Source organism: Acetobacterium sp., from assembly GCF_036508315.1.
Taxonomy (GTDB): Bacteria; Bacillota; Clostridia; order Eubacteriales; family Eubacteriaceae; genus Acetobacterium.
This window is the reverse complement of the sequence record NZ_DATCHP010000056.1, coordinates 1-18,287: the sequence shown is the minus strand read 5'-3', so window position 1 is coordinate 18,287 and position 18,287 is coordinate 1. Positions and strand designations below refer to the sequence as shown.

The window sequence follows — 18,287 nt, the reverse complement described above, 5'->3', positions numbered from 1 at the left end:
CCCTCAATTATTTGATACAACAGCCTTTTAACAACTTATCCCAAAAATCAATTGCTAATCCGGACTTTTCTTTTTAACTCGATGAATATTCATTCATGGTTTTGGGAAACGTTAACTTTTTGGCCGTTTTTCGGAGGTTTCCCTGCCCCTTAACTTATTAAAGTACTCCTATGAAGATGTTTGCCGATTATTAGAATGGGAAAAAAATGAGGTTTCTTTAAATATCGGCGGCTACAAATATGATGAAAAATCAGCTACATATCCGGTGTTTATTAATTATCACAAAAGCGAAGCGATTGAATCCTCGATCAATTACGAAGATCGCTTCATTGCACCCTCCAGTCTTATTGCTATTTCAAAGTCAGGCCGAACAATCGCATCAAACGATGTACAAGTGGCCTTAAATTCTGGCCAATTTGGGGTAGATATTGCATGGAGCTAGTGCCTGACACCAACATATAACACCAACATATAAACATATGAAAGGACATAACCAATGGCATTATTCAACAAACTCAACACCCACATCTTCCTCAAAGAAGAGAGCGACACCACCCAAACCATCAGCCGTTTAAAAGAACTCCAGGATCAGAGGGATGGTTGTGTTGTGCAGATTTCATTCGGTAGAACCCGAAAGAACCGTCGCTTCATGCACTACCAGCCTAGATTCGTTTCATTCCCTCGGGATCCATATACACATTGCGTCGCCTGAAAGGGCCGGGCACCGTATATTGGAGCTTCACCCGGTCGAAATCGCTGATTCTTTTTGAATGGAAATAGGGTTTGTCAAAACAAAGTGCTTCGCTTCTGAGCCAGTTGGGGACGTCCATTTTATAAAGCTGCAGATGATAATCGATGATGGCAGAAACAATGGTGAGATAATGGCGTTCATCATCATCCAAAGCGGCAACATCCAGAGGCACATAAAGGCTTTCCAGAAACCTTTTGTCTTTTGTGGCAAGCAGTTCCAGTAACTGGTTGATGCCGGTGTCCAGATCAGGATATGTATATAAGCTGTTTAAATAGTTATTGCCAATCATAGCCTAAATCCTCTCCTAAGTATTTTATGAAATTAATCTGACGTTCCCCCAGAAGGGGCATGGGGATGTAGCTGAAAATTAGGTTCAACAATTGAGCTTTGGTTGTAATATTAAGGGTTTTGCACAATAGATAGGCATCGTTAAAATCTTTTGAAGGTTCGGGCCGTGCTGCCAGCACTTTCATGGCCAGAAGCTGTTCGGCTTTGGGTTTGAGGACTCTCAGGTTGGAATAGGTTTTGAAGGTTTCCAGTTCCTCTTTGATTATCGACTTCAGTGGTTCTTTGATTTCATCATTAATCCAGCCGTCTGAAAGGTTGAAAATAAACTGGGTATTTTTTAGGATATGTTCCAGTAATTTATCATTGGCCTGGCTGAATACGCAGTCGATGTCTTTGGTGGCGGGTCGATTGTCGTAGACCATGGTCATCATACATCCTTCGTACATTGTCAGATCAAGCTGCATTGAATTATCCATAAGCTGCTGATTCAGGTAGTCGAATATTTCCTGCAGTTTGTTTTTATCCAGAAGTCCGATATCGTTAAAAGCTTCCATCATTACCTCCGTTTTTATAACCAATGTGTTGTTTATTACCCATATTATACCATATGAATAGGATATTATACCATGATCAAAGGAGCCAATCATGTTAAAACCGGGTCTATATGAAACCGTCATGACACAAACCCTGCGAAAAGAACTTGTGGCCAATACGAAGTTGCACAGTTAAATTGGTGTGATTGATGAAGCCGAAGGGCTTAGTAAATATTTATTTTTCAAGTAAAAAATCTACGATATTGACCTGTTTGATCCCATCATCGTCCATCGGAAGCTCATCCATCGATAATATAAATTTGGGATAGTGGTCGGCCACCTTTTTTAGCGGGGCTATTTCACGCTCAAAGGTGGAAGGGTCGAGAATACTTGCCGAAACCTGATAGTATTACCTTATCGCCGCCAATCGTCACAATAAAATCAATTTCTTTATCATCAACCTTACCGATGTCGACTGTGTATCCACGCCTCAGAAGCTCCAGATACACGATATTTTCAAGAATATGGCTGATGTCAGCATTTTTATCCCCGAGCAGCATGCGGCGCAGTCCAATATCCACCAGATAATACTTTTCAAGAGATTTCAGATGTTGCTTACCCTTAATATCATACCGGTTAGCCTTATATAGAATAAAGGCACCAGTTAAGGCTTCAATATAGTTTTCAACGGTTACCGAAGTCGTTTTTCGTCCGTAAGAAGTCAGGCTGTCGGCAATTTTCTTTGGAGATACGATGTTGCCAATATTGTCAAAAAGAAACTTAATAACGATTTCAAGTAGGGGAATATCGCTGATTCTTTTTCTTGTAACGACATCCTTGAGCAAAACAGTATGATAGATTCCCATCAGATAATCTCTGCGAATGTCCTCGTCCTCAATAGCCGCAGTATAGGGGAAACCGCCGTTTTTGAAATAGCTGTTCCAGGCGTCCCGCTTATCTCCGCCAACCAGTTCATAATATTCCGCAAAGGAAAGGGGCAGCATACTGATTTCGATATATCTGCCAGAAAGCAGCGTGGCTAATTCGCCGGAAAGCATCTGAGCATTTGAACCGGTGATATAAACATCGACATCGTCCTTGAAAAAACGATGTTGTAAATAACTTTTCGTTTTGTAATATAAAAACTGTTATGTTTACGTAGTTTTCTTTGTGAAGCTCAATAACTTTATTTTATTGAAATCAGAGGTGAAATCAGAGGGACAAAATATATTACATCAAGAAAGAGCTGCATACTTTAGGCATGAAGAAGGGCCTTGGTGCCTGACATCAACTTATAAACTTGATGACCTCTATCAATCCATATCGGAGTCGGTTCAAGTATCTGGATCTAATCCGTGCAAATGGAGGGTGAGAGCCACCCTCACAGCTGCCCTGGGGATAGTCAGATTTATTGCGGCGCAAAAAAAACACCCAACCATCGGGCGTTTCCGGTTTTCTGGTATCAATATGAGACTTTAGAATAAATCGCTGTGGGTTCCTGTTCGTGTCAGATATAAAATCAGATCACTTTCAGTCAGTTCGTAAATCAGCAACCAATCCGGCGTAATGTGACATTCTCTGCATCTTACATAGTTTCCACTCAGGTTATGGTCTTTATATCTGGCTGGGAGTTCTTCACCATCTGCAATGATTTTAATCATCTCAGTAAGCAATGCAAGGTCATAGCCGCGTTTGTGGATTCTTTTAACATCTTTCTGAAACTTCGCTGAGGGCTTAACTAAATATTTCATTTTAACAACTTAGTCATCATCTCATCGATATCATCATATCCCTTATAGATTTCGGGATTGCGTTTCATTTTCTCGACTTCTTCAATTGCGCAGATCGTTTCGGCATTCGGTACATTTCGAGAGATAACAAACGGTATTCGCTGTTCTCTAACAGCCTGCTTTGTAAACGCAATTAAAGCCGATGTCATTGACAGACCCAAGTCAGAAAATAAGTCATCAGCCTGCTTCTTTAATTCCTTGTCCATTCGAATTGTGACGTTTGTAGTAGCCATATCAAACACCCCTTCTCTAGATTATTATCCATATTATATATTAAATAAGGTGCATTGTCAATACACGGCACATATTAAATATATTTTTTAATAGATCGGAAAGACGGTTCTTTTGTGCAGATTTCATTCATTTTAAATCAGCCTGCTTTTTTTGAGACATTCCGCTTTTCTCCCTGGCTTCGATCAGCTTACCGATAAAAGCGACCTCAAATTCTATTTCGGACCTTTCTGATGGACTATCATGGGATGATTAAACTCTAAGATAAAAACGTGGCTAATATAATAGCTATTACTTGACAAAAACAGTGTTTATGGATAATATATTAACTATGAATACTGAATTTTTCAATCAAAAAACACCTAAAGAGATTGATAACTTAATCGCGCAAAATATTCGAAGTATCCGTAAAAGGCAGAAGCTGTCACAGGAAAAGCTGAGTGAAAAATCAGGAGTAAGCTTGGGTTCTGTGAAAAGATTTGAACGCAGCGGTGAAATCTCCTTGAGTTCATTGACCAAAATTGCAATTGCATTAAAATGCGAAGATGATCTGATCAACTTATTTCAGGATCTTCCCTTTGAATCCATCCAGGAGGTAATCGATGGACAAAATTAAAACAGTGTCAGTCCGATATAATGGCAGGCTTGTTGGAACAATGGCGCTTTACAAGAATAGACAGGCCGCTTTTGAATACAGCAAGGAATGGCTGAATGATGGCTTTTCTATCAGTCCATTTTCACTGCCACTTACGCAACGTGTATTCATACCAAAAGTTGAACCATTTGAGGGCTTATATGGTGTATTTGCCGACAGTCTGCCTGACGGATGGGGACGTTTGCTGGTAGATCGACTGTTATTAAAAAAACATATCAACCCTTTTGAAATCAGTAGCATGGACAGATTGGCCATTGTTGGGCCATCGGGAATGGGTGCATTGACCTATGAACCAGTCCATCATTTTGAATTATCGAATCAGGCCGTCGATCTTGACAAGATAGCTGCTGAATGTGCCAATATGCTCCGGACAGATTATTCGGATAATTTGGATGATCTGTTCAGGCTTGGTGGTTCTTCAGGTGGTGCAAGACCTAAGATATTAACCACTATTGACGACATCGAATGGATCATTAAATTCCCTTCATCAGATGATGCAAAAAACATCGGCGAACAGGAATATCAGTATTCTTTGTGTGCCAGGGAATGTAGAATTCCAATGGAAGAAACAAAGCTTTTTTCTTCGGATACAGGCCCGGGCTATTTTGGAACCCGGAGATTTGACAGAAGGATCGATACCAACGGGAAAGAAAAGCGCATTCATATGCTTTCAGTGAGTGGGATACTCGAGACTTCACATCGTATCCCAAATTTGGATTATAACATCCTGATGAAGCTGACGTTGGAATTGACAAAAGATTTTTCTGAAGTTGAAAAAATGTACCGGCTTATGTGCTTCAATGTTTTTGCCCATAATAGGGATGATCATTCGAAGAATTTCACTTTTCTGTATAATGATGAAAAAGATGGATGGTTTCTTTCCCCGGCTTATGATTTGACCTATAGTGTTTCCATCGGTGGAGAGCATGCAACCTGTGTTAATGGCAATGGAAGGAATCCGGATCTCAGGGATATTCTTGAGGTTGCAAAAAATATTGGCATGACGGAGCGAAAGGCAAAAGTCATTGCCGAGGGGATAAAAGATATCGTTGCTGCTTACAAATTGAGTAATTATAAATAGGCTGGCCGCAGAACCTTACGAGGGCCTCTAAAGGGGATAGAATGATATATGAAGAGGACATTATACCATGATCAAAGGAGTCAATCATGTTAAAACCGGGACTACAAGGCCTCGGTGTAAACTTGTGAAATTCTTCCAGTGGAATGCAAAAAAGATGCCCCCAATTTTGAGGACACTTCAAGGCTCAGCCTTAATTTCTTAGTATTTTCACAGTATCTGAGGCTATTTATGCGATGTGTAATTTTTCCATTAGGGCATTTTGTAAAGTTTGTGAAAAATTTATGCTATTCTTTTCAGCCATGACATTAAGCCAATCTGGAATGGTTAGGATCTTTTTCACGGACTTTGAAGAGCGTATATATTGGGATATATGACACCCAACTAAACTAACAAATGAATGATCATCAACAGGAATGGTTTTTATATCAGATGCAGCCTGGATCTCTGATTTTTCTTCAATTGCAGCAACGAGATATAAACCCAAGGCTTCCTGGGCTTCTTCCATTGCTTCACCGATACTATCTCCAATGGTTTGGCAACCTGGAAGGTCAGGAAATTCCACCCAGTAGGCGCCATCCTCTTTGTGGAAAATTGCGGGATACGTATTTAACATAATGAATACCTCCTTTGGTATTGTCAATAATCAAAATGCCTATTTTAAGAGTTGTGTGTGTGGCCTTCGCAAAAACTAAAATAGACCCAGTAGTCAGAATCATCAAAAGGTACCAAGCAAACCATTTTGACACAAATGAAGTGTCGTAGAAACAGATGATCTTGATAAAGAAGAGGAGAATTGAGTACTAGACCGAGAGATTTTTATGATGTTTATAGGGCCTCGGTGCCTGATATCAACTTATAATCGTTTTTAAATTTTCATTCAATTTGTTGTTTTGTCATCAGGAAATTGAATGCAGATGAATTGAATCCTTTAACGATCAACCAACCCGCCATAATCATTTCTTGCACGCCTAGCGGATACTGCAAGAATTCCATCTGGAAGCCAAACATAATTAATATTGGACTGACTAAATATAACATTGCCCCAAAAAATCCCCAGAGCGATAACCACGTCGGTATAAGTTTTGTCTTATAAAATACGTAATAAATAATTATAGCACCTATGCTAAAAAAAACAGACAACAACCCTGTGCTTCCAATATAAAAAGCTAGATCCTTTAACATAGTACCTATTAATTGAAAGTTAGATACTACAGGTGTGTCTGTCCTTACATACTCTTGACTTAATGTTAAAAGTAATATCCAACTGATAGCGATGCCCAAATAGCATACCAACTCAAGTACACCCCTGAAAATAACTGCCCCAAGCGCTAATACTTCATTATATTTTTTTAAAACAGGAAACAATACCACTGACATCATAGAAAGAGAAATGCCCATTGTTAAGATTAAGAGTACCCCCCAAATAACCATGTTTTTATTTTCAGAAAACTTAAAAAGGTAATCCGGAGCATTTAGAATAGGCGGTATTAAAAAAGCACTCAGAATACCCGCAACTGTCCCGATTATAAATAATACTCCCACCATTCTTGCAATTTTTTTATTTATATCCATTTTTTCTTCCTCCTTTATTGGTTAGTTTATTTTAGAATATCAAAGGCTTTTTTTGTGGCATGCACGTGACTTTCATCTTTCATAATACCCCTCTTTTCCATATCTCATACCTTATTGGTACCCAATAAGGTAAATGTTAAACCAATTTATGTTATATGTTATAGATCAAAAGGGCTTCGGTATCTGCCACCAACTCGTTACACAGTGGGATGGCTATTTTGTGCGGATTCCATTCGTAGTTGGCTGTGCGAGCCTGACACAAACTTATAAAAACTTAAAAGAATTATTACCTGATGCAAACTTTTTTGTTTTAATGGTTTAGAAGGATATGAGGTTTGCTTCGGGCAAGGGGTGATACTATTTCTTTCAGCAAAAAAATAGTATCACATAATAAAGTGAAACGATTTAATAATAATTGATACCAGAGGAAAAATTGGGTATAATAATAAAAATGACGAGTAGTAATTTTTTTATGCAGAATGAAAACGTATTCAATGATGAAAAGAGAAACCGGAGGGACGGTTCTTATGTGCAGATTCCATTCGCAGTTGGCTGAACCTGTAAGTTAACTTATTGAACCTAACTTATTAAAAAAGAACCAATTATCGGACTGAAAAAAGTTTTTGAAGAGAACCATCGGCCGGTTATCTATTTAAAACATACACATCGTCCGGATGGGGGAGACACAGGCTCACTTAACTAAGTCAACTGAGGTGGAGTGCACTAGGTTAATGATGAGCTTGTGAGTTTAATAAAAAAAGAGGAAGTAAAACTATGGGTTCTTTATTATCACATCTCTATTCAAGAATAAAAGGGTCGCCAGAAGATGTTGCAACCATGAGTCTATGTTACATACTCGAAAATTCAAGTTCCGCCAGCCAGGCTTTTAGTCATTATCTTGCATCAGTTTTAAAAATAGATCACTTTCCAGATTTATTTTTTAAAACACAAGTTGTTGGGGAAAATAGTGAACGTCCTGACTTGGTAGGAGCGGATGATGAATTTAATGAACTGCTTTTATGCGAAGCGAAGTTCTGGGCAGGCTTAACACAAAATCAACCGCTGGGTTATCTTAAGAGACTTCGGGAAAACAAGGTTGCCGTAAATAAAGCATTGGTTTTTATATGTCCCAATGCCAGAATCATTAGCTTATGGGGAGAAGTATTAAGACTCTGTGACATAAACGATGTTCAAATTGATAGAACACGAAAGAACCGTCCCCGCATGTTTATATAGTTTGTTTATATTTTTTTTAACTTTGATGTCTTTTATGTTGAATTTTGGGAATATTTAAAGGTATAAGCATTAATATTTTAAGAGAAGTAATGTCAGAGCTTCCTAGTAAATTCAATCATTCGGATATTGTCAAACGGAACCGTTTCATATAGAGATGAATTGCAGAATAATGAAATCTTACCCCTGTTGCTGTTGACAGTTCAGCAAGAACACAGAGGGCAAAAACCAGGGAAGGCAGGAGCCGAAAATGAAAATTATAGATAACCCATCTGAGAATATGCCGGATGCGAGTAGCACACCGAAAGATCGGTCAGATAAAACGCTGCGACTTCGAGCTGAAGAGCACTCTCTGAAAGAAGGCGACTTTTCCCAGAAAAATCTGGAAGAAATGTCATCTGAAGAAATGCGGCGGACGATCCATGAACTTCAGGTGTATCGGATTGAGTTGGAAATGCAAAACGAAGAGTTGCGAAAAACAGAGTTGGAGCTATACGACGCCCGTGCACGCTATTTTGATCTTTACGAAATGGCCCCCTTGGGCTATTTGATTCTCTCTTTGACGGGTCTGATTCTTGAGGCCAATTTAACTGCCGTTACACTATTGGGGGTGAACAGAGTCGCATTAATTAAGCAACCGTTTTCCCAGCTAATTTTAAAAGAGGACCAAGACAGACACTATCTCAACAGCCGACAGCTTTTTGAAAAGGGTGAACCTCAAGATTACGAACTGAGGATGGTCAAAAAAGATGGCACTGTATTCTGGATACATTTAGCTGCCACGGCTGCAAAAGACAATGGCGAGTTGATATGTCGCGTGGCTCTGAGTGACATCACCAGGCTTAAGCAGACCGAGGAAGCGTTAAGGGAAAGCGAGGAAAAATTCAGGCTTTTATACACGTCTATGGATCAGGGATTGGGACTTCACGAAATAATAACGAATTCTGAGGGTGAACCGGTTGACTATATATTTCTTGATATCAATGACAGTTACACCAAAATCCTGGGAATCACCCGTGAAATGGCAATAGGCAAACGAATAACAGAAGTCATGCCTTTTATCGAACAATACTGGATTGATGTTTTTGGAAAGGTGGCCCTCACCGGAGAACCAAGCTATTACGAAAATTACATGGAAACCACTGGGAAATATTACTCAACCTATACCTATTGTCCGAAAAAAAACCAGTTTGCCGTGCTCGTTTCTGATATTTCAGAACGGATACAAAAGGATGAAAAAATCCTCTACTTAAGTTATCATGACCAGCTCACCGGGCTCTATAACCGTAGATTTTATGAAGAAGAGTTAAAAAGACTGGATACGGAAAGAAACCTTCCATTGACACTTGTTATGGGGGACGTGAACGGACTAAAGCTTGTCAATGATTCCTTTGGACATGTTATGGGGGATGAGCTCCTGAAAAAAATAGCAGAAATCATCAAGAATAGTTGCCGGATTGACGATATTGTTGCCAGATTGGGGGGGGATGAATTTATAATTATTTTACCTCAAACAGATACTTTGGAGACAGAGAAAGTCATAGCACGTATGAAAGAACTGGCATTGAAAGAAAAAGTTGGCTCCCTTGATATTTCTATTTCCTTTGGTTATAAAACGAAAACTGATAAAACCGAAGATATTCACAACATATTCAAAGCTGCCGAAGATTCTATGTATCGAAACAAGCTTTCTGAAAGCGCGAGCATCCGGCATAAGACGATCGACTTGGTCATGAAGACGCTTTATGAAAAAAACCACAGAGAAATGCTGCATTCGAAAAGAGTTAGTGAAATTTGCGAAGCGATTGCTATCCAGATGAATCTTCATCCAGATGCTGTCGATCAGATCAGAATAGCCGGACTGATGCATGATATCGGGAAAATAGGGATCGATGAAAATATTTTAAACAGCAACAGAAAATTGAGCAATGATGAATGGAAAGAAATCAGGAGACACTCTGAGATCGGATTCCGCATATTAAGCTCAGCTAACGAATTTTCGGAAATAGCTGTTTTTGTACTTGAAAATCATGAAAGATGGGATGGAAAAGGGTATCCTAAGGGTCTCAAAGGGGTTGAAATTTCACTTGCGGCAAGTATCATTGCAGTTGCAGATGCTTATGATGCCATGACATCTGAGCGTTCATATAAAAAGGCACTCAGTGAAGAAGAAGCCATTAAAGAAATAAAACGTTGTGTCGGTACCCATTTTGATCCTAAAATTGTCAGGGTATTTATTGAAAAAGTTTTGGGGAAACCATGGCTGTCCACATAGTCAACTATAAATGTGCTGGCCGGCTTGTTGTCAAGGGGCGATCAGAGGGACGGTTGTGTTGTGCAGATTCCATTCGTTTAAACACGAAAGAACCGTCCCTTCATGCACCTTCATGCAAAAAAAATGAAGCAATCGTAATTGATTAAATTAGAAACGAGGTAAAATATGAAATTCTCAACTTTTTATTTCAGTGGAACCGGCAATACCCGATGGGCAGTGGAAACCTTTAATGCCATCATCAGCGAAAAGGACCATCAGGCAGCTATGTTTTCCATCGACTTCGGGGAAAATCTTACCGATGAGCACATCCTGAAAATCGTCCAGGCTGCGGACTGCATCGGTCTGGCCAATCCCATCTACGGCGGGGATATTCCTCCCATTATGAAGGAATTCATCGACCGTCTGATCAAAATCCTGAAACCAGTCCAGACAGAAAAGAAAGTCTTTGTGATCAACACTTTTGGCTATGTGAACGCCTTTGGCCCCAATGAGATGAAAAAGCTGCTGGCCGGTTCCGGCCTGGTGCTTACCGCTTATGTCAACATTCAGCTGTGCAACAATGTGGTCACGACCAAACCGGTTGACAGAGAACTGTTGAATAAACGAATGGCCCGGGGGAAAACGGAGCTTACCCGGCTGGCGGATCGCCTGCTGTCCGGTAGAAAGCGGATCAAAGGTCACGGGCCCCAGTTAATGATTGGTGCCATGATCCGCAAAAAAGTACCGGAGGCCATTGCCAGACATCATCAGACCTTGGGTGTCAATATGGAAACCTGTACCCGCTGCATGGCCTGTGTCAATAACTGCCCGACTGGGAGCATCCTGTTTGATGAAGGGGAGGGGTTTACCTTTCTGCCGGGGTGCACGGCCAGTATGCGCTGTTACAACTTCTGCCCAACCGGTTCTATCACCATGAATGGCATTTATGCCGATCCCAATCAGGTTCCCCGATATCATGGGCCGGTGTGAATGCTTCCACCATCACCGACACCTACTGGGTGTGTGAAGATTCCGAACCGGCACTAACTTATGGGGATGTTCGTTTCAGTCAGAACTACTTTGACAACCTGGCCTTAAATGGCGATCCGGACAGCTTTAATCGAGTCAACAATCAAGGGTTGATGCATAGCAGAACACCGGAACTCACCAATATTGGTTCCTTTGAGAAATGCTGGCGAATCGAAAATGGTGACTGGTGGCTCTATAAACACGGAAACACCTTATACCGGTGATTTTATCAGCATGGCACCGAACTTTGATAATAATATTGCTCTGATCAGTCGTGGTTATCCATCGGATAAAACCAGGAAAAACGACCTGTTCATCCGTGATTTTATTGAATTGTTTGAGCAAATCGGAGTTGACTATTATCTTCCGGTGCTTCACGAAGAAATGATTAAAAAAGCCTTATCCAAGGTTTCCATTGAAGTGGATACTGATTATATTATACACTTTATTATAAACGGATACACCCAGCTCACCAATCATTTTCCGATAAGGTCATTGGACATAGGGGGGATTGACTTGAGTATCCCTGATTAACTGAACACCTTGTTAAAAAATCGGATGGTTTAAAAGAAGTTATCTTACAAAGAGGGAGGGTTTAATTTTATGTATGATCTAAATATACTGCTTGATGAAGTCATTGAACAATGCGAAATCCCCCAGGGTTATAAACGGCCGACGATATCTTGGACTTCTGAAAATATGACGGCACCTGGACAGTATCAGTATTGGTTGAACAAGATAACGATCAGCCGGTTATTAAACACGGACAAGGTTTCAAAAGAAGCGGTTATGTCGGTGATATTTCATGAACTGCTGCATCAGGAAACGGATGAACATTCAGAAGATTTCGAGAGAAAATTAATGACTTTTTCTGAGTATCGGGCACTGGAAGAGGAACTGGATCTTTACCTGGAAAATCCTGATCGTTTGACGCTTGCGCTAATAACAGCAAATGAACACTTTGATTTGAGTCAGGCTCTTTTCTGTGTGGTGCCCCATGAAAAATATGAAGATTATCTTGAATCCTTTGTGTTTTACAACCGCTTCTTTTATATGGATATCGGTGAGAAAAAGATTTTTCCCAATGAATTGATGGAGATTAAAACCCCTTCGATCATTTGGCTTGCCAAGCAAAAATCTAAATTCTTTGTCATTGGATGGAGCCGTCATAATCAGATTTATCAACAGCAGCAAAATATGCGACAGGAAAATTTAGGTGGCGAAGACTTTGATTACCAGATTAAAACAAAATATGAAGATTTTCATATATTACCGGCCCGGAATTGTAAATGCACGATTTTAAAAAGCAAATTACCCCGGAATTTTGAAAAACATGGTATTTGCAGGGTCAGTGCTGTTCCGGAGGCTTCCGTCCAGGAAGCGGCGGACTTTATCAATCAATACAATGGTGAATTTTATCAAATCGGTATAACTGATGATGTCATTGACGCCTGCTCCCCGTTGATTGAAACAGACACTGAAAAAATCATTAGTCTGTCAATGGCATCGGAAGATAACACACTACGCTCACTTTGCCTTGCAAATCTTGCTGTGAAACAGGATCCTTGTTTTGACACCATTTACAACAGAGCCGACGCCCTGAGATGGGCAACATTTTTTGATGAAGCAGCGGTGGAATTAGAAAAAGCCCACCAGCTGAATCCAACTGATTCTCCGGCAATTGGATTATGTGTACAGGTATCGGTTATCCTTGGGGCCTACGATAAAGCAGCACAATACATAGCTTTGCTTTCAGATGATGATATCGAAGAATTGGAAAGTGATGCTTTGGATCAATGTATTGAGTTTTTAGATAAGTTGTCCTAAGAAATCATAAGTGCGGTGACAGGGAAACAGCTGAAAAAGCAGGGAAAAAAATAAAGAAACCCCTATTATCCATTGAGCATGAGGTCAGTGCCTTAGACGGCCGGGAAATCTGTCTATTAAAAAACGGAAACAAGGCCTGAAAAAAATGGCGGATAAAGAATGTTAAATTCAATAATTTATGGGTAGATATAAATAACAAATAACAGAAGTAAAATCTTTAAATAAAAGGATAAGGGAGGTCTAAAATGTTTGAATCTAATTTAAAAACACTTGGTCTGGTCATTGTCACATTGGTTTGTTTGATTGGTTTATTAGCAGGTTGCGGTCAGGGCAGTACGAGTACAAAAGATGACACCAACACAAAAGAGGATCCGCAAAAAAAAGAAGCGATGTATAATTTATATAATAAGGTTGAGCTGAAGCAGACAAAAGAACAGGTTGATACAGAATTGGGCGTTACTCCAACGGAATTGTCCACAGATATCTATGATTATGCGGATAAGAGTGGTTATGGAGTGTCCGTCGGGTTTAGTTCTATTATGGCCGCAGACAATACCACCAAAGAGGTAATAACTAAACGTTTATCAGGTTGGGAGAAATACCTGACCACTGCACCAGATGCAGACAGAATAACGGATGAACAGGCTGCACGCATTACCGAAGGGATGACCTTTGATGAGGTAAAATCCATACTTGGAACAGAAGGATTTGAATTGAGTAGAACTCAAAATTATCAAAGTGCACCGGCAATCGAACGGATATGGATTAAGAAAGGCCTTGCGTCTATGATGAGTGTGACTTTTTCAGGACCAGAAGGAACGGATAAGGTTGCACTGGTGGCTAATGTTTAACTGGAGAATAAAAATTGTTCTGCCAATCGGGTAGGAGGCTAGCCATTAATTGACTAGCCGAGCTCCAACAGCACCGTACGTACCGTTCGGTATACGGCACTTCCAAAGTTTACACGTTTATTTACAGATAATAATCTTGGAAATTGGGGTACCCTGCTTCCTTTAAGCGTTGATTGGACAGTGTTCTTGATAAGATTAGGCTATGGGCAGTATGCCTATAGCCTTTTCTTGTGTTTGCCCACATCCGAGAGCAGAGGGACGGTTGTGTTGTGCAGATTCCATTCGTTTGAACACAAAAGAACCGTCCCTTCATGCTGTCCCTTCATGCTAAAGATAAAACGTCATTAAACGGGATGATTTTATTGATAAAATATGGGTATAAACATCATTATTAAAGGCTATGTCAGCCGACAGGGATTTCTGATTTTATATCAAATTTATTATAGAGAAGGGAGCTGAGCAAAAATGACAGGAGCAACGATTCATCCTCTCACAGAAACGATGAATTCTCTGGTAGAAGCTATTATTGTGGGGGACTGCGCTCAGTCCATCAATCATGCCAGAAATTTATTCGATTCCGGGATTAGCGCCGAGGAAATAGTTGTTAACGGGATTGAGGTTGCAATGGGACAGCTGGATGAAAAATGTACCATGGAGCAGTTCAACCTTTTAGAAATCATGCTCACCGGGAGAGCGGCAATGGAAGTAATAAAATATCTCTTTCCTTCCGGTCAGATTGTGACGGCGAGAAAAGGAACCATTGTACTGGCAGTTCTGGAGGGTGATGTCCACGATATCGGAAAGAATATTCTCAAGATGATTTTAACAGCAAGCGGATACCGGGTGGTTGACTGTGGAAAAAACTGCCCCATTGAAAAGCTTTTAGATGTCATAAGCGAGGAAAAGCCACTGGCAGTGGGGTTAAGCGGATTAATTTTTCCGGTGATTCCAATGGTAAAACAGGTCAGGGAACTGATGCATGAGCGAGGCATTTATGCTCCCAAAATAATGGCAGGCGGCGCAGCGCTTAGGCAATCATCTACAGACAATCTCAATGTGGATTTTCTTGCGGGAACAGCGTTTGACAGTATCGGATATTTAGAGCAACTATCAGGAGGTAAAGTGAATGAATAGTCTGGAGCGAATCAGCGCGACTGTAAACTTTGAAAAATCAGATCGGGTTCCAGTGATCCCCCAAATATTTGGCCTTGCAGGTGTTATGGCTGGAGTTCCTGTGCATGAATATGTTAGGGATGGTGCATTACTTGCTGAGTGTCAGATAAAGGCAATTAATAAATATGGATATGATGCCGTGTTTTCAGTGATGGACACAAGTGTTGAGGCCGAGGCGGTAGGGGCGGTTCTGGAATACCGAAAAGGTATGTACCCGACCATACAAACATACGCGATACAGGATAAATGCAGCATTGACCGTCTGGTTTTGCCTGATCCAAATAAGGCCGGCCGGATGCCGGAAATGCTGCGAGCTTTGAAAATTATGCGCAGAGCGGTTGGCGATGAGCGTCTGGTTGTCGGATGCGTAATGGGTCCCTTAACCCTGGCTACCCAGTTGCTTGGAATGGAAAAGGCTTTGTATCTGGCCATTGACGAACCAGGGGTGTTTATCAAACTACTGGATTTTTGTACTGAAGTGGCCATTGGTTTTGGTCTTGCTCAAATTAAGGCTGGAGCCCATTTACCACTGATATTTAATCCCTCGGCATCTCCCGCGGTCGTCCCTCCCCAGTTTTTCAGAGAAATTGAGCTGCCACAGCTTCAAAAAATATGCAGGATCTTTGCTGAAGCAGGATCAATTGCAAACTGGCTTCATATTGCCGGTCCGGCAGCTTCCATTTTGCCTTTTTATCCAAGTATTGGGGTTGATATTGCGAATTTTGACTATCCTGTGACCCCTCAGCAAGCTGGCGAGGCACTCCCCAGTATGTGCCTGGACGGGAACATCAAATCAATTTCATTTATTGAAGACAGTCCGGAAGAGATCACGGCCAGGGCCTCTGAGCTTTTGAATTATTTTGAAACCCGGGGCGGATTTATACTGTCATCCGGATGTGAAATTTCACCTCAGTCGAGACCTGAAAATATTGCCGCCATGGTTAATGCGGTAAGAAAGAACGGGTGATGTGATGTATTTCCTTTCTTTTCTTCAAGAGGGAAAAGAACACCAAATCCCATTTGAAATTGGCGTAACAATACGTGAAATACTGGATACCACCAATCTGCGAGCGTACGTCATCGGATGCAGTGGCAATGGGGCCTGCGGAATGTGTCAGGTTCATATCAGTGAAGGGGAAGTAAATGAACCCCAACCCAATGAATGGGTTCATCTTTCCCGGGACCAGATCAACCAGGGAATTCGTCTTGCCTGCCAGACAAAACCCCTTCAAAATATTCGGATGGAATTGCTCTATTCCATTTGTGAATCTAAATGGAGAAATATTCCCAAAGACGACTATTTTTTAGACACCCATATGAACGTCCAGTCTTTTGAGACAGTGGGAACAGGAGGCCGGCGAAAGTCTTATGGTGTGGCTGTCGATCTGGGGACAACGAATATCAGCCTTTCTGTCTGGGATATGGAAACAATGAAAAGGGTGGTAGGTCGTCAGGGCTTGAATCGTCAGTATTCTTTTGGTTTAGACGTTGTGACAAGACTGACTGCCGCATGTGAATCAACTGAGAATGCCCAAAAGCTGGGCGCTGCGGCACGAAATTCAATCGGAGAGGCTCTTTTGGATATTTCGGAAAGGGAATTTATCGATCTTGAAGCAATTGAAAAGGTGGTAATCGTCGGAAACACACCAATGCTTACCCTTTTGTCCGAAAAAAGCTATGAATTAATGCTTAATCCTGAATTTTGGGTAAAAGAGATTGATTGCCAGTCTGAAAGCAGAAAAAGCTGGGGTGAGCTTTGGAAAATTTCCCCTACAGCCGCCATTGAAGTGATTCAGCCTTTGACCGGATTTGTCGGTTCCGACTTAATAGCCGGTGTTCTCGCCACCCAAATTATTGACCAGCCAGACGTGGCGTTGCTCATTGATTTTGGTACAAATACTGAAATTGCCCTGTGGGATTCTGAAAAATTATGGGTAAGCTCTGCAGCCGGTGGCCCGGCCTTTGAAGGTTGTGGCATTTCCTGTGGAATGCATGCAAAACCCGGGGCCATCTATAAGATTGATTGGACGGCTGCCCGGTCAGACTATTATTTCGAGGTGATCGGAGCTGCGGAACCAAAGGGGATATGCGGCTCAGGAATGGTCGATGCGATCGCATATCTTGTTGAAAACGGTAAACTTAATGACCATGGAAAGATCTTAGCACAAGACGCATCCGAAGGGACTTTCGTTTTGGATGAAAAGCATAAAATCATGCTGAATAATCATGACATTGATGTTTTTCAGCGTGCCAAGGCGGCTGTGGGAACAGGCATTGACTGCTTGCTGGAAAATGCCGGAATAAACCTGGGGGATATTAAAAAAATTTATGTCTGTGGGGCTTTCGGGGTTTCCTTGAATGTGGCAAATGCCCAAAAAATAGGACTCTTACCTGAAATTGTGCCTCAAAACGTCATATTGGCAGGAGATACTGCTTTAGCCGGGTGTGAATTCCTGCTATTAAAAAGAGATGCGAAGGCATTGGTTGAAAAAATTAAAAGCAAGGCTACGCTTATTAATTTATCATATTATCCGGATTTTTTTGAAGTCTTTTTGAAAAATCTTTTTTTGAAACCCATGAGGAGCAAGTCTGATGATGAAAAAAACACAAGCAGGAAACAGTTCCCAGTTTGAAAGTTATATTAAAGCGACCCAATATATTCTGCGGCTGACACCAAAGCAGGACATATGGGAACATACAGGCAACTTAATCGTCGAGTATTTCAATGCTAAATGGGTTGCTTATGTTCAATGCGATAAAAATAAAAAAATCATCGTTTATTCCAGTACCTCGTCTGATATTGAACTGCTCTTAGGTTTATATGGCGGTCATATCAAAGAGATTATACTGGATACTCTTGCGAGTGGCTTTATCGCCTTGGAAGACATAAAATCTCCGGAACCTTTAAAGTCGGTTTTTATACCTGTTATGAATGGGGATTTAGCGGACAAAATAATGATCATTGCCCATAAATCAATTGAACCCCTTCCTAGGGAATTGATCAATGTCTATCTGGGCT

The 18,287-nt window shown here is 40.9% G+C and carries 20 protein-coding genes and 1 pseudogene; 14 read left to right on the top strand and 7 right to left on the bottom strand.

The genetic code is table 11. The features are described from left to right. Nucleotides 1-160 precede the first annotated feature (160 nt). Nucleotides 161-430, top strand: a pseudogene (locus VIK44_RS07120) (DUF3427 domain-containing protein); the annotation flags it as partial. 232 nt (nt 431-662) lie between these two features. On the opposite strand, the gene VIK44_RS07115 reads toward VIK44_RS07120, so the two are convergent. From VIK44_RS07115 to VIK44_RS07095, 5 genes are all read right to left on the bottom strand, one after another. Beyond that, a complete protein-coding gene (locus VIK44_RS07115) occupies nt 663-1,040 on the bottom strand; it encodes a hypothetical protein (protein ID WP_331553155.1) in 378 nt (125 codons plus the stop codon). Further along, complete coding sequence (locus VIK44_RS07110; RefSeq protein WP_331553154.1) at nt 1,027-1,593, bottom strand: hypothetical protein; 567 nt, start codon at nt 1,591-1,593, stop codon at nt 1,027-1,029. The genes VIK44_RS07115 and VIK44_RS07110 overlap by 14 nt, the downstream gene beginning before the upstream one ends. 344 nt (nt 1,594-1,937) lie before the next feature. Next, on the bottom strand, nt 1,938-2,630 hold the full coding sequence (locus VIK44_RS07105) for an ATP-binding protein (RefSeq protein WP_331553153.1): 693 nt from the start codon (nt 2,628-2,630) through the stop codon (nt 1,938-1,940). A gap of 417 nt (nt 2,631-3,047) precedes the next feature. Continuing rightward, nucleotides 3,048-3,323: a type II toxin-antitoxin system YafQ family toxin gene (locus tag VIK44_RS07100; RefSeq protein WP_331553152.1), complete on the bottom strand. Its 276-nt coding sequence runs from the start codon at nt 3,321-3,323 to the stop codon at nt 3,048-3,050. Beyond that, a complete protein-coding gene (locus VIK44_RS07095; RefSeq protein WP_331553151.1) occupies nt 3,320-3,595 on the bottom strand; it encodes a type II toxin-antitoxin system RelB/DinJ family antitoxin in 276 nt (91 codons plus the stop codon). Before VIK44_RS07095 ends, VIK44_RS07100 begins: the two co-directional genes overlap by 4 nt. A 311-nt stretch (nt 3,596-3,906) precedes the next feature. On the opposite strand from VIK44_RS07095, the gene VIK44_RS07090 reads away from it, so the two are divergent. Together VIK44_RS07090 and VIK44_RS07085 are read left to right on the top strand one after the other, a co-directional pair. Further along, the gene (locus VIK44_RS07090; RefSeq protein ID WP_331553150.1) at nt 3,907-4,209 is read left to right on the top strand and encodes a helix-turn-helix transcriptional regulator; all 303 of its coding nucleotides are present in this window, start codon (nt 3,907-3,909) and stop codon (nt 4,207-4,209) included. Then, nucleotides 4,196-5,329: a type II toxin-antitoxin system HipA family toxin gene (locus tag VIK44_RS07085; RefSeq protein ID WP_331553149.1), complete on the top strand. Its 1,134-nt coding sequence runs from the start codon at nt 4,196-4,198 to the stop codon at nt 5,327-5,329. Before VIK44_RS07090 ends, VIK44_RS07085 begins: the two co-directional genes overlap by 14 nt. A 226-nt stretch (nt 5,330-5,555) precedes the next feature. Here the strand turns inward: VIK44_RS07085 and VIK44_RS07080 are convergent, their stop codons facing one another. Both VIK44_RS07080 and VIK44_RS07075 read right to left on the bottom strand, forming a co-directional pair. Beyond that, nucleotides 5,556-5,942, bottom strand: a complete 387-nt coding sequence (locus VIK44_RS07080; RefSeq protein WP_331553148.1) for a type II toxin-antitoxin system HicB family antitoxin — start codon at nt 5,940-5,942, stop codon at nt 5,556-5,558. Nucleotides 5,943-6,202: 260 nt separating this feature from the next. Then, nucleotides 6,203-6,901, bottom strand: a complete 699-nt coding sequence (locus VIK44_RS07075) for a DUF4386 domain-containing protein (protein ID WP_331553147.1) — start codon at nt 6,899-6,901, stop codon at nt 6,203-6,205. Nucleotides 6,902-7,675: 774 nt separating this feature from the next. On the opposite strand from VIK44_RS07075, the gene VIK44_RS07070 reads away from it, so the two are divergent. From VIK44_RS07070 to VIK44_RS07020, 11 genes are all read left to right on the top strand, one after another. Next, a complete protein-coding gene (locus VIK44_RS07070; protein WP_331553146.1) occupies nt 7,676-8,137 on the top strand; it encodes a hypothetical protein in 462 nt (153 codons plus the stop codon). A gap of 247 nt (nt 8,138-8,384) precedes the next feature. Beyond that, the gene (locus VIK44_RS07065; protein WP_331553145.1) at nt 8,385-10,409 is read left to right on the top strand and encodes a diguanylate cyclase; all 2,025 of its coding nucleotides are present in this window, start codon (nt 8,385-8,387) and stop codon (nt 10,407-10,409) included. 165 nt (nt 10,410-10,574) lie between these two features. Next, nucleotides 10,575-11,378, top strand: coding sequence for an EFR1 family ferrodoxin (locus VIK44_RS07060; RefSeq protein WP_331553144.1), 804 nt, complete (start codon nt 10,575-10,577; stop codon nt 11,376-11,378). Continuing rightward, the gene (locus VIK44_RS07055) at nt 11,375-11,641 is read left to right on the top strand and encodes a hypothetical protein (protein ID WP_331553142.1); all 267 of its coding nucleotides are present in this window, start codon (nt 11,375-11,377) and stop codon (nt 11,639-11,641) included. The genes VIK44_RS07060 and VIK44_RS07055 overlap by 4 nt, the downstream gene beginning before the upstream one ends. 10 nt (nt 11,642-11,651) lie before the next feature. Then, entirely contained in the window at nt 11,652-11,951 is a 300-nt protein-coding gene (locus tag VIK44_RS07050) for a hypothetical protein (RefSeq protein WP_331553141.1), read from the top strand. Between the two features lie 69 nt (nt 11,952-12,020). Beyond that, complete coding sequence (locus tag VIK44_RS07045; RefSeq protein ID WP_331553140.1) at nt 12,021-13,244, top strand: tetratricopeptide repeat protein; 1,224 nt, start codon at nt 12,021-12,023, stop codon at nt 13,242-13,244. A 245-nt stretch (nt 13,245-13,489) separates the two neighbouring features. Next, on the top strand, nt 13,490-14,095 hold the full coding sequence (locus VIK44_RS07040; RefSeq protein WP_331553139.1) for a hypothetical protein: 606 nt from the start codon (nt 13,490-13,492) through the stop codon (nt 14,093-14,095). Between the two features lie 465 nt (nt 14,096-14,560). After that, nucleotides 14,561-15,229 carry a cobalamin B12-binding domain-containing protein gene (locus VIK44_RS07035; RefSeq protein WP_331553138.1) on the top strand — a complete coding sequence of 223 codons (669 nt, stop codon included), beginning with the start codon at nt 14,561-14,563 and terminating at the stop codon, nt 15,227-15,229. Further along, complete coding sequence (locus VIK44_RS07030; RefSeq protein ID WP_331553137.1) at nt 15,222-16,235, top strand: uroporphyrinogen decarboxylase family protein; 1,014 nt, start codon at nt 15,222-15,224, stop codon at nt 16,233-16,235. Before VIK44_RS07035 ends, VIK44_RS07030 begins: the two co-directional genes overlap by 8 nt. A 4-nt stretch (nt 16,236-16,239) precedes the next feature. Then, on the top strand, nt 16,240-17,901 hold the full coding sequence (locus tag VIK44_RS07025; RefSeq protein WP_331553136.1) for an ASKHA domain-containing protein: 1,662 nt from the start codon (nt 16,240-16,242) through the stop codon (nt 17,899-17,901). Beyond that, nucleotides 17,861-18,287 (top strand): hypothetical protein (locus VIK44_RS07020; RefSeq protein ID WP_331553135.1); only part of this gene is annotated, 427 nt, incomplete at its 3' end. The genes VIK44_RS07025 and VIK44_RS07020, both read left to right, overlap by 41 nt.

Bases quoted from the DNA above. Each gene is read 5' to 3' on its own strand.
- VIK44_RS07115 (WP_331553155.1), bottom strand. From the start codon at position 1,040: ATGATTGGCAATAACTATTTAAACAGCTTATATACATATCCTGATCTG.
- VIK44_RS07110 (WP_331553154.1), bottom strand. From the start codon at position 1,593: ATGGAAGCTTTTAACGATATCGGACTTCTGGATAAAAACAAACTGCAG.
- VIK44_RS07105 (WP_331553153.1), bottom strand. From the start codon at position 2,630: ATGCTTTCCGGCGAATTAGCCACGCTGCTTTCTGGCAGATATATCGAA.
- VIK44_RS07100 (WP_331553152.1), bottom strand. From the start codon at position 3,323: ATGAAATATTTAGTTAAGCCCTCAGCGAAGTTTCAGAAAGATGTTAAA.
- VIK44_RS07095 (WP_331553151.1), bottom strand. From the start codon at position 3,595: ATGGCTACTACAAACGTCACAATTCGAATGGACAAGGAATTAAAGAAG.
- VIK44_RS07090 (WP_331553150.1), top strand. From the start codon at position 3,907: ATGGATAATATATTAACTATGAATACTGAATTTTTCAATCAAAAAACA.
- VIK44_RS07085 (WP_331553149.1), top strand. From the start codon at position 4,196: ATGGACAAAATTAAAACAGTGTCAGTCCGATATAATGGCAGGCTTGTT.
- VIK44_RS07080 (WP_331553148.1), bottom strand. From the start codon at position 5,942: ATGTTAAATACGTATCCCGCAATTTTCCACAAAGAGGATGGCGCCTAC.
- VIK44_RS07075 (WP_331553147.1), bottom strand. From the start codon at position 6,901: ATGGATATAAATAAAAAAATTGCAAGAATGGTGGGAGTATTATTTATA.
- VIK44_RS07070 (WP_331553146.1), top strand. From the start codon at position 7,676: ATGGGTTCTTTATTATCACATCTCTATTCAAGAATAAAAGGGTCGCCA.
- VIK44_RS07065 (WP_331553145.1), top strand. From the start codon at position 8,385: ATGAAAATTATAGATAACCCATCTGAGAATATGCCGGATGCGAGTAGC.
- VIK44_RS07060 (WP_331553144.1), top strand. From the start codon at position 10,575: ATGAAATTCTCAACTTTTTATTTCAGTGGAACCGGCAATACCCGATGG.
- VIK44_RS07050 (WP_331553141.1), top strand. From the start codon at position 11,652: ATGGCACCGAACTTTGATAATAATATTGCTCTGATCAGTCGTGGTTAT.
- VIK44_RS07045 (WP_331553140.1), top strand. From the start codon at position 12,021: ATGTATGATCTAAATATACTGCTTGATGAAGTCATTGAACAATGCGAA.
- VIK44_RS07040 (WP_331553139.1), top strand. From the start codon at position 13,490: ATGTTTGAATCTAATTTAAAAACACTTGGTCTGGTCATTGTCACATTG.
- VIK44_RS07035 (WP_331553138.1), top strand. From the start codon at position 14,561: ATGACAGGAGCAACGATTCATCCTCTCACAGAAACGATGAATTCTCTG.
- VIK44_RS07030 (WP_331553137.1), top strand. From the start codon at position 15,222: ATGAATAGTCTGGAGCGAATCAGCGCGACTGTAAACTTTGAAAAATCA.
- VIK44_RS07025 (WP_331553136.1), top strand. From the start codon at position 16,240: ATGTATTTCCTTTCTTTTCTTCAAGAGGGAAAAGAACACCAAATCCCA.